The organism is Agrobacterium burrii (genome assembly GCF_017313405.1).
GTDB lineage: Bacteria > Pseudomonadota > Alphaproteobacteria > Rhizobiales > Rhizobiaceae > Agrobacterium > Agrobacterium burrii.
In genome coordinates this window covers 291,586-306,232 of sequence record NZ_JAFLNA010000006.1, presented here as the reverse complement: position 1 = coordinate 306,232, position 14,647 = coordinate 291,586, and the positions used below count along the sequence as shown (strand labels likewise).

At 61.5% G+C, this 14,647-nt stretch carries 10 protein-coding genes; all 10 read right to left on the bottom strand.

Annotated features, from left to right (window positions below; translation table 11 throughout):
- Positions 1 to 56: 56 nt before the first annotated feature.
- The 10 genes from tssM to tssC (JZX89_RS13955) are packed head-to-tail and all read right to left on the bottom strand — an operon-like array spanning position 57 to position 14,617.
- Complete coding sequence (gene tssM / locus JZX89_RS14000; protein ID WP_207134396.1) at positions 57 to 3,545, bottom strand: type VI secretion system membrane subunit TssM; 3,489 nt, start codon at positions 3,543 to 3,545, stop codon at positions 57 to 59.
- Positions 3,542 to 5,044 (bottom strand): type VI secretion system protein TssL, long form, encoded by a 1,503-nt coding sequence (gene tssL / locus JZX89_RS13995; RefSeq protein WP_207134395.1) that lies wholly within the window; start codon positions 5,042 to 5,044, stop codon positions 3,542 to 3,544. Before tssL ends, tssM begins: the two co-directional genes overlap by 4 nt.
- The gene (gene tssK / locus JZX89_RS13990; protein WP_149900654.1) at positions 5,041 to 6,381 is read right to left on the bottom strand and encodes a type VI secretion system baseplate subunit TssK; all 1,341 of its coding nucleotides are present in this window, start codon (positions 6,379 to 6,381) and stop codon (positions 5,041 to 5,043) included. Before tssK ends, tssL begins: the two co-directional genes overlap by 4 nt.
- Entirely contained in the window at positions 6,371 to 7,573 is a 1,203-nt protein-coding gene (locus tag JZX89_RS13985; protein WP_207134394.1) for a type VI secretion system-associated FHA domain protein, read from the bottom strand. The genes tssK and JZX89_RS13985 overlap by 11 nt, the downstream gene beginning before the upstream one ends.
- 3 nt (positions 7,574 to 7,576) lie before the next feature.
- Positions 7,577 to 8,578, bottom strand: a complete 1,002-nt coding sequence (tssG, locus tag JZX89_RS13980) for a type VI secretion system baseplate subunit TssG (protein ID WP_207134393.1) — start codon at positions 8,576 to 8,578, stop codon at positions 7,577 to 7,579.
- Positions 8,579 to 8,587: 9 nt separating this feature from the next.
- Positions 8,588 to 10,369, bottom strand: coding sequence for a type VI secretion system baseplate subunit TssF (tssF, locus tag JZX89_RS13975; protein WP_207134392.1), 1,782 nt, complete (start codon positions 10,367 to 10,369; stop codon positions 8,588 to 8,590).
- Positions 10,362 to 10,871 carry a type VI secretion system baseplate subunit TssE gene (gene tssE, locus JZX89_RS13970; RefSeq protein WP_207134391.1) on the bottom strand — a complete coding sequence of 170 codons (510 nt, stop codon included), beginning with the start codon at positions 10,869 to 10,871 and terminating at the stop codon, positions 10,362 to 10,364. The genes tssF and tssE overlap by 8 nt, the downstream gene beginning before the upstream one ends.
- Positions 10,864 to 11,688, bottom strand: coding sequence for a type VI secretion system accessory protein TagJ (locus JZX89_RS13965; RefSeq protein ID WP_207134390.1), 825 nt, complete (start codon positions 11,686 to 11,688; stop codon positions 10,864 to 10,866). The genes tssE and JZX89_RS13965 overlap by 8 nt, the downstream gene beginning before the upstream one ends.
- Complete coding sequence (gene tssC, locus JZX89_RS13960) at positions 11,685 to 13,079, bottom strand: type VI secretion system contractile sheath large subunit (protein WP_207134389.1); 1,395 nt, start codon at positions 13,077 to 13,079, stop codon at positions 11,685 to 11,687. The genes JZX89_RS13965 and tssC (JZX89_RS13960) overlap by 4 nt, the downstream gene beginning before the upstream one ends.
- Positions 13,080 to 13,135: 56 nt before the next feature.
- Positions 13,136 to 14,617 (bottom strand): type VI secretion system contractile sheath large subunit, encoded by a 1,482-nt coding sequence (gene tssC, locus JZX89_RS13955; protein ID WP_149900661.1) that lies wholly within the window; start codon positions 14,615 to 14,617, stop codon positions 13,136 to 13,138.
- Positions 14,618 to 14,647: the final 30 nt, after the last annotated feature.

The following is a 14,647-nucleotide window of genomic DNA, read 5'->3' as shown; positions in this document are numbered from 1 at the left end:
CCATTATCGCTACAATCATGAATCCCCTCCGTTGCAAATCCATATCCCGCCTGCCGTCAAAATTGCTGAGGGCAGGCGAAGCTGGACATCGCCTCCAGCCTGAATGGATTGAGAACCGACCCGAACTGAATATCGAATTCGGCCCTCTGGCCGCCATTCTCAAACCGTACCCGCAAAAGATCACCGGACTGGCTTTCGATATTCGCACCGTCGAACAGGCGGAATGGCGACCAGTCGCCGTTTTCGGTTTTCGCCTGCTGCCAGCCGCCCGGCTGGAAAGCGATGCGGGACAGGCTGGCCGTGTTCTCCCGGGATGGCCAGGTGATCGACTTCGCCTGTATCGGCCCGTGATAATAGACGACCCGTTCCCCCTCGATCTCCAGCATCACAGCAGTTGAGGCATTGGAGAGCGAAACGGGTTTGACATTGATCGCGACCGCCGGCGTCTCGCTGCCATTCGGAAAAAAGGCGCGAGAAATCCTGTCGGCATTTTCGAACTGGGCGATGGCGCTGCTGGGAATGCCGGCGGCGCCAAAGGTGCCTTTCCAGCTCCAGGGGGTCGTCGTCTTGTCGACGAAAGGCTCCATGCGCTGCTTGAAGAAGGTCTGGAAAACCCCGGTCGGGCCGAATAGGCGTGTGAAATCCGCGATCGCGACATCGCGGGAAGACGACCTGTCGAACGGATAACGGCCGGTCACGATCGAAGAGCACAGGGACGCTGAATCGGCCGCCCAGAGTTCGGCGATGCGGCCGCGGGCGGATTTCACCGCAAGCGAGCCGACATCCGCGGCCACGCCCGCCACCCACACATCAAGCGGTGCCGGCAAATCGCGGGCCTGCTGCAACAGATCCTGATTGGCCTTGGTCAGCTGACTGTCGACATCGAACACCCTGGCGACCTCGTCGGAGGTGGTTGCCGAGCGGGCGAGCTGCTCGTTCAGCATCTTGAAATTCGCAAGCAGCTGCTCTGATGGAGAGGCCGCGCCCTTGCCCGCACTGGTTTCTCCGCCTGCCGGGGGTGTGCCGCTTTTGGCTGCCAGCATATCCCGCAATCTCGCATAGGGGTCTGCGGCATTGACGGTGGCAGCAAGGACGGCTGCGGTCGTGTCGCCTTCGGCGGCGGAAGCGAGGGTCGCAGGGTTGGCCCCGACATCGGGACGAAGATCGGTCGCATCCGCGATCGATTTCGCAGCCTCCGCCAGAATGTTTCGCTCATTGGCAAGAGTTCGGGTTGTTTCCACCGCGTCGCCCAGCGTTTGGGACGGTTTGACCCTGAGATCGGTGAGGGTGTCGGTCCATTTTTTCTCGAACCGGTCGAAATAGATTTGCAGCGCGGCCTGCGCCACCTGTTCGACCGTTGCGCCGCGGATTGGATCGTCGGAACCGCGCACCCACCCTTCGGAAAGCGCGATACGCGCCGCATTGGCGACCTGCGGAATGACGACGTTGCGATACCCTTGCGCGGTGAAGAGGCCTTCGATGCCATCCGCCATCGGCGCTTTGCTGCGGCGTTCGAAGGCGCGTTCTCCGAGCGGGCCGAAGGCCGTCGCCGGTGTCCATTCCATCAATTCCTGCGCCTGCGGAAGGCCGGCGAGAATATCATAGGCGCGCGTGCCGATCGCCTGATCGCGGATCGTGTCGCGTGCGGTGGCGATAAGCCGCGCGTCAAGTTCGATCGGGGCGAGAACGCCGTCCGCCAGCGCCCTTGCGTGCTGGTCGAGAGCTTCTCTGGCCGCCGCCCTGCCATCACCGGGATAAAGCGATGCAAACATCTGATGCGTCTGCGTGGTCAGGAAATCCCGGTCCAGTGCACCCATTCCGCCGAGCATTCCATAGAGTTTCAGCGAGTTGAACGTGCGGGTGACATCCTTTTCGTCTTTGAGCTGTTTTTGCAGCTGCACGATCATGCGCGGCAGGAGAAGGGCATTGAGCGCACGTTGATAGGCATCGCGCTGCCGCCCGGCAATCTTGTCTTCCTGATCGAGACCGAAGCTGACATTCCACACTCTTTCCCGGGCAAAGCCGGAATTGACGCCGCGCAGATTGTCGAGTGCCGGAAGGATGCGCAGGAAGTCGGCGTCCGAGACATCACGCACGGGAATGCCCTGAACCAGCTGTTCATAAGCGCCGAGTTTGCGATCGGCCTCCGCCAGCGCCTGCGTATTGGCGAAATAGGTGAATATCCAGCCGGTGAAGACGACGGCGACCGCCACGGTGCAGGCCGCATAGGCAATGCGCCGGACAAGCAGTTGCCGCCCTGAAAGGCGTTTGTCACGGGTCACCAGCGCGGCCTCGGGGAAGATGACATCCTGGAAGAGCCGCGACAGGAAGTAGCTTCGGCGGGCCTTCGGCGCACTGACGGGCCTATCCGTTTCCGGCTGGGTTCCCGAAGCGAGATAGACGCCGCGCAAAAGCGGCGCTTCGATGAGAGGCGAGCTTGCGCAAAGCTCGCTCAAGGCCTCATGCAACCGGTCTTTCAGCCGTGCGAGTTCTGCCGGAAAACGGAAGATGCGACCGCGTATCTCCGCATTCTGTTCCTGCTGCAGGCGCTCGATCAACATCGCGTCGACGCGCTGTTGCAGCAGTTCGAATTCCTCCGTCAGCCGTTGCGGCAGGTCCTTGGCGGCATAGCTCTCATCCAGCTTGAAGGTCGTGCCCCACACCTGCTGGCGATCGGTCTTGTTGAAGCTGTCGAAGAATTCCACGAAACCGTGCAGCAGGTCGGCCTTTGTCAACACGATATAGACCGGCACGCGCGCGTGCAAATATTCATCCAGTTCCGAAAGCCGCTGGCGGATGGAGCGCAGTTCCTGCCGCTGTTCCTCGGGATCGCGGGTCAGGAGATCGGGGATGGACAGGGTCACCAGCGCGCCGTTGATCGGTTGCGAACGGCGATATCGTCTCAGAAGGCCAAGGAAACCCTCCCAGCCGGCTTTCGAGGAGCCGTCGAGATCATCCTGGGTGGTATAGCGGCCGGCGGTATCGATCAATATCGCCTCGTCGGCGAACCACCAGTTGCAGTTGCGCGTGCCGCCGATGCCTTTCACCGCGTTTTCGCCAAGCGCATCGCCAAGCGGAAATTGCAGGCCGGAATTGGTCAGCGCCGTGGTCTTGCCGGAGCCCGGTGCACCGAAGATCACGTACCACGGCAGGTCGTATATATAACCGAACCGCTTTTTCGTGACCCGCCGCAACAACGCCAGCGCTTCCTTCAGACGCGTCTGGATTTCACCTATTTCGGCCTGACGGTTGGCGAGAGCCTCCCGCTCGATGCTGTCGACGAGTTCCTTGTCCTGCTTGCGGCCGCGATAAATCGTGACGACGATATAAACAAGCCAGATCGCCAGAATGATGCCGATGGCGATAAGCCGCGATTGCGTCGTTCCCAGCGGCTTGAAATCGCCCAGTGCGACCAGATAGCCGTAGAACCAGATGACGACGCAAAGCGCGATCACCCATAACAGCGACAGGAAGCGACGTCCGACAAGGGCGGCATAGCTCTCGACATAGGAACGGATCGTATAAAAATAACTCAGCGGATTCATGGGCTGGCCTCTCCCGGCTGCTGTCCCGAACTGTTCTCAATGGTCGGCGAGAGAATGCCGGCGTCGCTCAATTTTTCATCGGGGTTGGTCAGGACCATGATCTCGGTTCTGCGGTTCGTCTCGCGGCCTTCCTGCGTCTTGTTGTCGGCAATGGGATCGCTGTCGGCGCGCCCTTCGGTCAGGATTGCTTCAGGGCCGGCAAATTGCGAGAGAATGGTTCCGACTGCTTTCGCCCGCGCTTCGGAAAGATGCCAGTTGGAAGGAAATTCCACGGTTTTGATCGGCACATTGTCGGTATAGCCAATGACGACGGCGCGGAATTTTTCAGCCGCGAGCGCGCCGCCGATACGCTGGATCAGATCGCGGAATTGCGGGCTGACCTCGGCGCTGCCGGTGGCGAAAAGGCCGGAATTGTTGATGCGTACGCGTAGCCGCCCGTTCACATCCGCCAGCGTGACCAGCTTCTTCTCGACTTCCGGCTGAAGGAAGGCCATCAGCTTTTCAAGCCGCGAGGGTTGCCTTGGCTCCACGATTTTCGGTGGTTCGACAACCTTCGGGACTTCGGTTTTCACCGGTGGCGGCGGGGGGCTGGCGATAAGCACGCTCGGCGTTTCCGTCGGCGGCAGATGCGCCAGCCTTTCGAAAGTGACATCGGATGCGTTGTTGAGCGACAGCGTGAAGAAAAGATAGCCAAGCGCGAAGGCAAGCGCCATCAGCGACAGCAACGTCCAGAGTGCGGCCATCGTCCGCAACGGCGTATGCCGGGCCTCGACACCTTTCCAGTGCGGTGAAAGCTCCCGTTCGAAGGCGCCGTATTGGCCGATCAGCGTCTTGTAGAGACTGTCGCGGATACGCGAAAGCTCCAATGCGCCTTTCGGAGAAACGCGGGTGCGTCCTTCGAAAGCCAGCGACAGGCACAGATAGATCAGCAGCAGCAGATCCTTGTTGGCGCCGGGCGACTGGTGAAAATGGTCGAGAATGTCGAAAACCCGGTCGCCGCCGGTGACATCGTTGTGGAAGGTGGACACCAGACCGGAGCGCGCCCAGCCTGCGCGCACGCCCCAGGGCTTGCTGAGAACGACATCATCCACCGTCGCGCAGACGACATAATGCGCCGCCCGTGCACGTTCGGCGCTGATGCGGGCGGAAGCGAGATCGCGCTCATAGCGGGTGATCGCTTCAAGGCAGGCGCGGCGAAGATGATCCGGGTCCGGTTCGGCATCGCTGAAGCGCAACAGATGCGCGAGATTGAGAAGGGGGGCTGCGGATTGCACAAGCGTCGGCACGTCGTCGCCACCGAAGCGGAAACCGGAAAGCAGTTCGTCAACCGGCATGGCGGCCGCGATGCCCCTGGCCCGCCCCGCCGGCTCGTCGGTCTCGATGATATCTTCGAGGATCGTCGCCATGTTGCGGGCGTTCTGGTTGCGACGGCGGCTCTCCTCGGTGATTTCGACCACCGTGGGTAAATCCTGCCAGGAGGAAGACTTTTCATTGCTCATTCGCGTAACGCCCACATTTCCATCTCAAGTCCGGGAAATTCGCCCGCCAGATGCAGGGCGATGGCGCCGGAGGTCTCGAGCTGTTTCCAAAGCGGTGATGTCGTATCGATTTCGAAATAGATGGTGCCGGATCGATAGGGCAGCTGCCGCGGCAGAACGGGCAGGGAGCGCACGGGAATGCCCGGCAGCGCCACGTTGACCAGTTCCGAAATCCGCTCGACCGGCCCGACCTTGATCTGTGCGGGCAGCCTGCGGCGAATGTCTTCGGCGGCCATATCCGCGCGCACGGCGAGCACGAAACCGGCATCGCGCAGCAGGGTGCGATCGTGAATGGTGCCGACGCGGACGCCGTGACGGCGCTCCACCAGTTCGATGGCCACCGCCGCCTGCTCCAGAACCGCTGAAAGCGAGGTGCGCAGATCGTCGAAAACCGCGCCGAAGGTGGCTTTCAGATCGTCATGCCGATAGGGCGGAAAATCCGTCGCTCGTTTTTTGTCCGTCGTGAAAGTGGCAAGCTCACCGGCAAGCTGGATGCAGTCCTCGTAAAAGCGGATGGGATGAAAACGCGTGGCGTTGGCGCCGCGATGCGCCAGCAGCGGATCGGCCCGGTTGAGAATCTGCAGCAGGAAATAATCGCCGACTTCCGCGGTTCCCCTGATCGTCGGGTCGCCGATGCGCTCCGCGATTGCCTGGGCGCGATGGCGCACGATCCCAAGAAGCTCGGTCATCAATTCGTTGAGACGTGGAGCGGCCGCGCAGGTGAGGCTGGGTGGAATGAAATCCGGATCGAGAATGACCGCCCGGTCGGACCGGACCTCGATCACCCGTGCGAGACCGATGAGATCGTAACCGGAGAGATCGTCGCCGGTCTTGAGGAATTTCAAGCTCAAACGGCCAACATCGATCGGCGCCACGAAGTCCGTTTCGATGTTGGTATCCGTGACTTCATAGGTGGAGGCGGTGAAGCGCACGTTGTTCGTGTCGTTCCGGCCTGTTGCGGACATGTCCGCCTTGCCGGGCTGCCGGGCTGGCAGGGCCAGGTAGATGACGGCGTTCTTGACGCTGTCATCAAGATCGAGCGGCGGCGGCAGATCGGAATCTTCAGGCGCTTCGAAGGGTGTACCGTCAGGCAGGACGCCGCGCAGGTTCGAAAGGGCGAATTGCCCGATGGAGAGCGCGCTGCGATCCAGACCGATCTCGGCAATCCCCCAGGGGTAGGGGGAAAGGTTGCGGGTGGTATTGCGCACCAGGCGTTCGGTCCAGCGGTCGGATTGCTGGAAATGTTGAACGCGCAGAAACATGCCCTCGCTCCAGGCAACACGGTTTTCATGTCTCATCGTTGTTGTTTACCCCCTTGGCATCGGTCGCAATCACGTCATGCTCCGGCGCGGTGTTTGCGCGCGCCGCCCGTTGCAGAAACTGCCTGACCGGCAATTGACGACCGTTTTCTTCGAATTGTTTTTTGTAGGCGGACCAGTAATCAGTCTTGGTGATCAGCGCCTGCCAGTCCTTGCGCCCGATTTTCGAGCGAATGTCGTTGCCCGCATCGACCGAGGCCTCCAGAAGCCTGGGCTCGAGTTTTTGCGTGCAGGTGTGGATGAGCGTTTCGAGAGACGCGGCCAGACGGCGCTGCTGATGAACGAGCTTTTCCATACGCTCGCTCAATGATGCGTGCGGCCCTGCGGAAACCTGATCGCCTTCGATGCCGAGAATGGCGAGACAATCGGTGCTTTCCCTTTCCAATACGGCCAGAAGGCCGGCGATCTCCGCCTGCGCCGTGGAGACGCCCGCAGGCGATGTCTCCCGCGTGTCCGGGGCTCCGCTTCCATCCGGGAAAACGCTGTCGAAATCCTCTGCCTGCGGCATCACCGCCGGACGTGCGATCATGACAGGCGTGTTCAGTGCATCGGTGTGCTCGTGCTCGCTGCTTGCAACCGGCTCGTCGTCCCAGTCTTCCGGGAGAACAGAGTCTAGTCCGCCCGCCGAGGGGGGAGCGTTCCAGCCGATCTCGACATTTCGCGAGATGGATCTGGCTTTCCGGCCGGAGCTGTCGCGGTGGGTTTCGGGCCAGTCGTCGAGGGATATGGTGTTGCCCAGCACACCGCCCGCCGAGCGGCCGTTGGGCGCGATATCCGCAAGGATCGCCGAAATGGTCAGGGGCTCGTCACTCATGCGCAACGATGCGTCCGGATCGCTGAAATCCAGCTCGGCATCGCCGCTGATGGTGACCTGAAAAATCTCCCCGCCGATATTGATCTGCGAACCGTCCCTGAGGCGCGCGCTTTCACCTTCCAGCAGCAGGCGGCCGTCAACCAGCGTGCCGTTTGCGCTCTGGTCAAGAATGGTGAAGCCTTCACCGTCGCGGCTGAGGGTGCAGTGCAGCTTGGAAACGCGCCTCTGATTATCGTCGATCTGCCAGTCGCAATCCTGTGACCGGCCAATCACGCGGCGGCCCCGCTCGAAACTCCACGGGGTGGATCTTGCGGACCGGCTGTTTTTTGTGTCCTTGAGCGCCAGCTTCATATCCATGCCTCACGCGGAAATCGCCGAGCCTTCCCGCTCGGTCACTATGGCGTCGGTGCTGTCTTTTTGTGCGGGCGCCACGCGGGCCCAGCTGTTCCAGCCAAGACGGGCGGGAGCATCGAGCTGGCCCAGTCGGCAGAAGGGAATGTCTTCCTTTTTCAGGATCACCTGCACATCGAAATCGAGCGCGCTTCCGACAAACAGCCGCGTCAGCGAAAATATCTCTGCCAGCCGTTTCGATCCGGGCGTCAGCGCCAGATAATCCGCATAGGCAACCGGCCCGATGACGACCCGGAAACCGCCGCTCATATCCTCCACGGCGCTTCCCGCCGTCGTGTTCTGCCCCAGCCGAAGCCCGGATGCCTGCCCGAGCTGGCTCTGCTCGTGAAGCGGCAGGGGTACCCATCGCCTGCGGAACTGTTCAATGGCGACGGGAAGCCCGGTAAATTCGCAGAGCACGGAGGTCAGGGCAGAGACATTGCGATTGCGGCTGGCCAGAAACCCGCTGAAACGCAGAAGCGCATCTTCGCTCACGCCGGCCTTCCGCGTCAGGCCGGCGGTGCGGAACCCGGTGAGGGCCAGCAAGGTCTTGCGGAAACCGTTGCGCTTGCGCTGGTCTGACCAGCGCAATGCCCTTGCGAGGCGATATTTTTCCGTCGCCGATACAAAAAGCTCGCTGAACCTTGCGGCAAACAGGTTGAAGAAGCTCGTCAGCGCGCCGGAACGGTTGCGCTCTTCCCGCTGCAGCAATTCGCCGTAAGCTGGCGGCAGCGACCCGAGCGGCCCGACAATCGGCGCGAATGCGGATTTCAGTTCGGCAGCACCGTGTTTGCGGCCGAAGCCGCTGACCGCCAGCGCCGTGGGCTGCACACCGCCATGCGCCGCAATCGTCAGCCCGTCATCCGACACGTGCTGGGCAACGCGAAAAGCGGTGGCCGGTTCGAAGCGACCGGGATCGGTGCCGAGAAGCGTGGCCTGTTGATCTTTCATATCCGGCGTTTGCAATCCCATCCCGGTCTCCTAGAGCAGCGGCCGGTCAGCCGCGCGGGCTGGCCATCGGGCGATGGGTTTGGAATGGCCGCGCATTGTCGCCGTCAGCCGCGTGAAACTGTTGATCGAGGTGTAGAGGCCGAAGAAATGGTTGAGGACATTGGCGAAAACGAAGGCGACGGGGCGCGCGATCAGCGCCGGGTCGAACTCCACGGCTATGTCCGTTCCCGGCACCATCACCGAGCCGATCCGGGCATGGGAATTCTGCGCCTCGACATTGCTGATCGATTCAACCAGTTGCCGGGTTTCGGGACTGTCCCTGAAGGAATAGAGCGACAGAATATCCTTCAGCGGCGCTCCGCCATTGTCGGCGAGGGAAAGGTGATTGAGCAGCAGATGCGAGATGAGCCGCCATTCACGCGCCGAGCGTTCGTTCACGCGTATGGCGGCGGTTGGCGGCATCAGCGCCTGAACCGAGCCCACCGCCTCATTGCCCGCCGAAAGCTGCAGGAACGGGTGGCCGCCGCCGAAGGGAAGCTGGCTCGGCAGCTCACGGTTGAGACACAGCGTATCGATGCTTGCCACCATATCGAGTGGTCCCAGAGGCCCGCGTTTTTGATCGACGAAGGCGATGTCGGTATCGGAAGAGCCATCGTCATCGAAACGGCGCTGGATCTGCCAGAACACATTCGAGCCGTTGTTACGCTGGGTGCGTCCGAAAAAGGGGGAGGTCTTTTCGGTCTGGCCGGAGCGGCTGGTCAGCTGGACATTTTCGACGGCGTAAATCTCCCGTGTCCGCTGCCGCCTCGCATCCGGCAGAAGGCGATATTCCGTGCGCGTTCCGTCAAGGCTGAGCGGCTCGCAACTCTGCTTGAACAGGTTGATGACCGGGGAGGCATTGAGCACGAAATCCTTGACGGAGACCATCCGCTCCAGCCGCGTGTCCGCCGCATCCAGATAGATGTAGAGTTCGCAATCGCCGCCGCTCCATCTGTGCAGCCCGTCAATATCGAGAAAGAGAAACTTCTGCGGCAAGGCGAAGAACTCGGTGAGCAGCCGGTATCCGTCGAAACTATTGGCGGGATAGGGCAGCATGGCCTGATCACGTGTGTAGCCGGAAGGCCTGAGATTGCCGGCGGGCAGGAAGACAGCCTCCTTGTCTTCCGGGTGACGCGCAAGCGCCATCCCCACGCAGTGATTGGTCAAAAGCTCGTAAAGCGCAGTTGCCTGCTGCCACGCGGCGGACAGGAATAGCTGGAGTTTCGTCACGCCCATTTCGGGGAATGTGCTGCCGCGCGGCGCGGTGCTGCGCAGGGAAAGCCGCAGGCAGCTGGCCGCGCCGGCGAAGGACGGCGAAAATGGCGCGTCGATCGGCTGTCCGGCCAGGGTCGCTGCGGAAATCTGCAGCGGAACGATCTCCACCTCCTGCGTCGTGCGGAAACGGCAGCTCTCGCCCCCCACCGGTTCGGCGAGGATTTCGCTATGACGCGGCAGGGTCTGCACGGTTGCCAGCGCCGGGCTCTGGGCAAACTGCACGACGCTCATCGATGGGATCGGAGCAAGATAATGGGGGTAGAGCGTTTCCAGCAGGCTGTCCGACAGTTCAGGGAACTCGTCATCCAGTTTCTGGCGAACGCGGGCGGCGGAGTAGGCGAAACTCTGGATCAGCCGTTCGACATGCGGATCGTCGGCGACATCGCCCGTCATGCGCAGCCTGCCGGCGATTTTCGGAAACGCTGCCGCGAAACGCGACGCCCGTTTTCGCAGCGCGAAAAGTTCGTCATTGTATTTTTCGAGAAAGCCGTCAGCCATTCGTCGCCTCCACCAGAAACCGTTGCGTGGACGGATCGATCCGGGATTCAAAGCTGATCGGCGGAATGCCTTCCTGAAGACGGAAGGTCGCCTGAATGCGCATGCGCAGCGCGCGGTCGCCATCCGTGCGGTTCTTCAGGATCGTGACATGCACGTCCGCAAGGCGTGTTTCGAACAGGGAAATCCGCCGTTCGATACTACGCGCAAGCCGGGCTTTGGAAGCATCCGTCACCAGATTGGCGGAAAGAATGCCATCGACGCCATAGCTGACCAGCGCGTCGGAAAGCTCCTTCAGCGCCGCCGGTGGGCCGGCGGGATTGCGGCGGGTGTTGAGCAATGCCTCGAGATCGCGGCGGATCACCTCGCGCATTTCACGCGCCTGATCCTTGAGGCTGACGAGCGCATCCGTTTCCGCATCCGGCGCGTCATCCAGCAGCCGGTCCAGAATGGAGCGGGACAGCGTTCTCTGCCGTGTGCGATATTGCTCCAGCGGATCAACCACGCGCCGCCCGCCTTTCATCGTCGGATATGGCGGAAAGGGTGCCGATTTCATGGAACGGGACCACGTCGTCGCCAATCAGAAGGCAGCGTTGGCCTTGCCCGGTCGCCAGAGGCTGGCTTTCCTCGCTCCACCGTGTTTCCCGGCCGAGGAGGAGGCTGACATCGTCCTGCGCGCCATGATAGATCGCGGGGAGCAGTACGGATGCGACCGCGCCATCGCGCAGCGTCAGTTCGGCATCGCGGAAAGCAAGGTCGCGCGGGCGACTCATGGGGTCGATCCTCAGGCTCTCGATGCGATCGTAATCGATCCACAGATAGCGGCCGCCATTGGTCAGCACCTCCATCGCATGCGGAATCCGATCGTCCAGGTCGCGGATATCGGCGGCGCGCTTGCCATCGTGGCCGATCGGCATTTCGCCGCGTTTTTCATCCAGTTCAGTCAAGGCGCTTCTGGCGCCTTGACCATCGCCGCTGCGTGCGGCGAGGTTCGCCTTGATCGCCAGTTGATCGAGTTCGGACGGGCCGCCGGGAAAATCCGGCACCGCACCGGTTTCGAACCAGGCGTTTCGCGCCGCCATGGCGCGCAGCTGGTGGCGAAAAAGGGAAAAGCCGACACTGTCCTGCGGCGAAAATGTCGCGGCGAGATTGCACTGCGCATCGGCTTTCTCGTATTCGCCGGCAAGGACAAGCAGGTCGATGTAGAAATGACGGCCGTCCTTGTCGGTGGGCTTGGTCTTTACGTGCTCGCGCGCAAGGCCGATCGCTTCCTGCAGCCTGTTATCGTCGAGAAGGCGGGAAATGTCGTCGCGCAGCGTCATGCGGATATCCTTTGCGGCTCGGCCGAAGGCCTTGATGTGGCGGCAGGCGGCATCATGGCTTCGGCAATGAGATGGAAGCTCGTGGAGACGTCGTCCAGTTGGAAGTGCGGCTGAAGACGCACGGTGCAGGAGAATGTTCCGGGCTTGCCGGGAACCTCGAAGACCTTGATCCCGGCGGAGCGCAGCGGATAACGAGCGCGCAGGGCGGCCTCGGCGTCGTCGTTGCCGAGGGTGTAGGAGGAAAGCCACCCTTCCAGCTTGCGCTCGATTGTGGAGGCATCGCTCAACTGGCCGATGTCGTCGCGCATGATGACCTTGAGGTAGTGGGAGAACCGCGACGCGCAGAGGACATATTGCAGCATGGCGGCCAGACGGGCGTTCTGCCGCGCGGCCTCGCTGGAATAATGGCCGGGCGCATGGAGCGACTGGTTGGCGTTGAAAATCGCCATACCGGAAAGATAGGTGGTGGAGACGGGCACGATCCCGAGATCCGAAAACTGCTGTTCCTGTCCCGTCGTCAGCTGCACTTCGACGGGGGGCTGTGCGGAGAGACCGTTGCTTTCGATACCCAGATCGAGCGGAGGCAGTTGTCGGGAGGAGAGCATGCCACCGTCAACCGCATCCTGCGTGACGCCGCGCAGATCCGAGAACCAGCCGGAATCGACGAAGTTTCGCACGACCACCGTGGCGAAGGCGAAGGCGGCGTTGCCCCAAAGCAGGGTTTCACCGCTTTCCGCCACATGCTCACGGAAGGGAAACCCGTCATCCCGCCCGCGCGCATAGGGACTGTAGGGAGAACGAAGCAGGACACGCGGGGCAACGAGGCCCACGAAACGGGAATCGTCGCGCGCACGAAGCGCATTCCACCGCAGGCGCGATTTATCCTGTTTCAGGGAGGAAAAGTCATGAACCCGGCTGAGTTCGGAAAAATCCTGCAGGCCCACTGAGGAGGGGGCCGCAGCGGCAACGAAGGGGCAGAAGGCGGCTGCCGCCACCATGCCGATCTGCGAGAGCGTTGTGATGGAATCTGCGCCCTGAACATCACCGGGCGAAAATGCATAGTCGCCGATCAGCAAGCCGACCGGTTCGCCGCCCGGCATGCCGAATTCGCGATTATAAACAACCTCGAACAGATGGCTCTGGTCGAAATCGGTGGCGCGTTCCGTGTTGCGGGCGAGGTCGCGCCAGCTGGCGTTCAGCAGTTTCACCTTGACGTCGGTGCTCCGGCCCGCTTCGCGCACGACCATGGCAAGCCCGCGCCATCTTGCTTCCATCGCCTGAAAATCAGGATGATGGAGAATGGCGTTCACCTGGCCGGTCAGCGCCTCATCGATGAGGGCGATAAGCTGGTCGGCAAAAATGCGGGCGTCTGGAAAGGACTGATGCGCCATGGATGGGCTCCGGGTGAAGAACGGGTGACGGGGTGGCGAACCACCCCGGTCCGGGTTCAGTTCTTGGACGGAATACGAGCGACCATGCGTAGCGAGGTCGTCAGTTCTTCCATCTGCAACCAGGGTCGCATCCATGCGACGGCGTTGTACGCGCCGGGTTTGCCCGGCACTTCCTGCACCGTTACCTTGGCGTCGCGCAGTGGATATTTCGCCCGGCTTTCCTCACCGGCCTCGTCATTGGCGTTGACGTAGTTGGCGATCCAGCGATTGAGCCAGACCTCGCAATCCGACGCCTCCATGAAGGAGCCGATCTTATCGCGGCCCATCACTTTGAGATAATGCGCGAAGCGCGATGTGGCCATGATATAGGGCAGGCGGGCCGAAACGGCGGCGTTTGCCGTCGCTTCCGGCTTGTCGTAAAGCTTCGGCTTGTGCGCGGTCTGGGCACCGAAGAATACGGCGTAATCCGTGTTCTTGTAGTGGCAGAGCGGCAGGAAACCGAGCTTGCCGAGTTCGGCGTCGCGACGGTCGGTAATGCCCACTTCGGTCGGGCATTTCAGATCAAGATCGCCATCGTCGCTGGAGAAGACGTGCATGGGCAGATTTTCCACCCGGCCGCCGTTTTCCGCACCGCGGATTGCCGTGCACCAGCCGCTTTTTGCAAACGCCTCGGTCAGCTTCGTGCCCATGACGTAGGCGGCGTTCATCCAGCAATATTCATCATGCTGCAGGTCGCCATTGGCGGCGCCTTTTGTCTCATCATAGGCGAAGTCGTCGATGGGATTGGTCTTCGGGCCATAGGGCATGCGCGCCAGAACACGCGGCAGGGCGAGCGTGACGAAACGGGAATCGTCGCTTTCGCGGAAGCTGCGCCACTTGGCATATTCCACCGTATCGAAGATTTTCTCCAGGTCGCGCGGCCGGGCAAGATCACGATAATCTTCAAAGCCGAACATGTGCGGGCTCGCCGCAGAGATGAACGGCGCGAAGGCTGCTGCCGCAATCGACGAAACACCCTGCAGCAACTGCACATTATCGAAGGAATTGTCGAATTCGTAATCGCCGATGATGGCCCCGAGCGGTTCGCCGCCGGGAGTGCCGAATTCGTCTTCGTAAATCGCCTTGAAGAGGCGGGACTGGTCGAATTCCACGGCTTTTTCCAGATCCCGCGCCAGTTCCCGCTTGCCGGCATTCATGACGCGGATCTTGAGATTAACGCTCGTTTCGGAATTCTTGACGAGGTAGTTGAGCCCCCGCCAGGTGCCTTCCAGCTTGGCGAATTCCGGGGCCTGCATGATGGCGGCAAGCTGTTCGGAGATCGTCCGGTCCAGTTCGGCAATGGCGTGGTTGAGGGTGACGGTGAGGTTGCGGTCGTATTTGACCGTTCCTTTCAGGGCCTGGTCGGTCAGCGTGCGCAGCAGATTTTGCGCGCGGTCCGGTTCGGTCTGGCGGGTTGCGGCAACCACCTTGGACAGTAATCCGTTCTCTTCGGCGGTTGTTGCCTGTGCCTCGTTTTTTAGCAGGCTTTCAGCGCTCATGTTTCAGTCCTTCCACATGCGGCTTTGGAA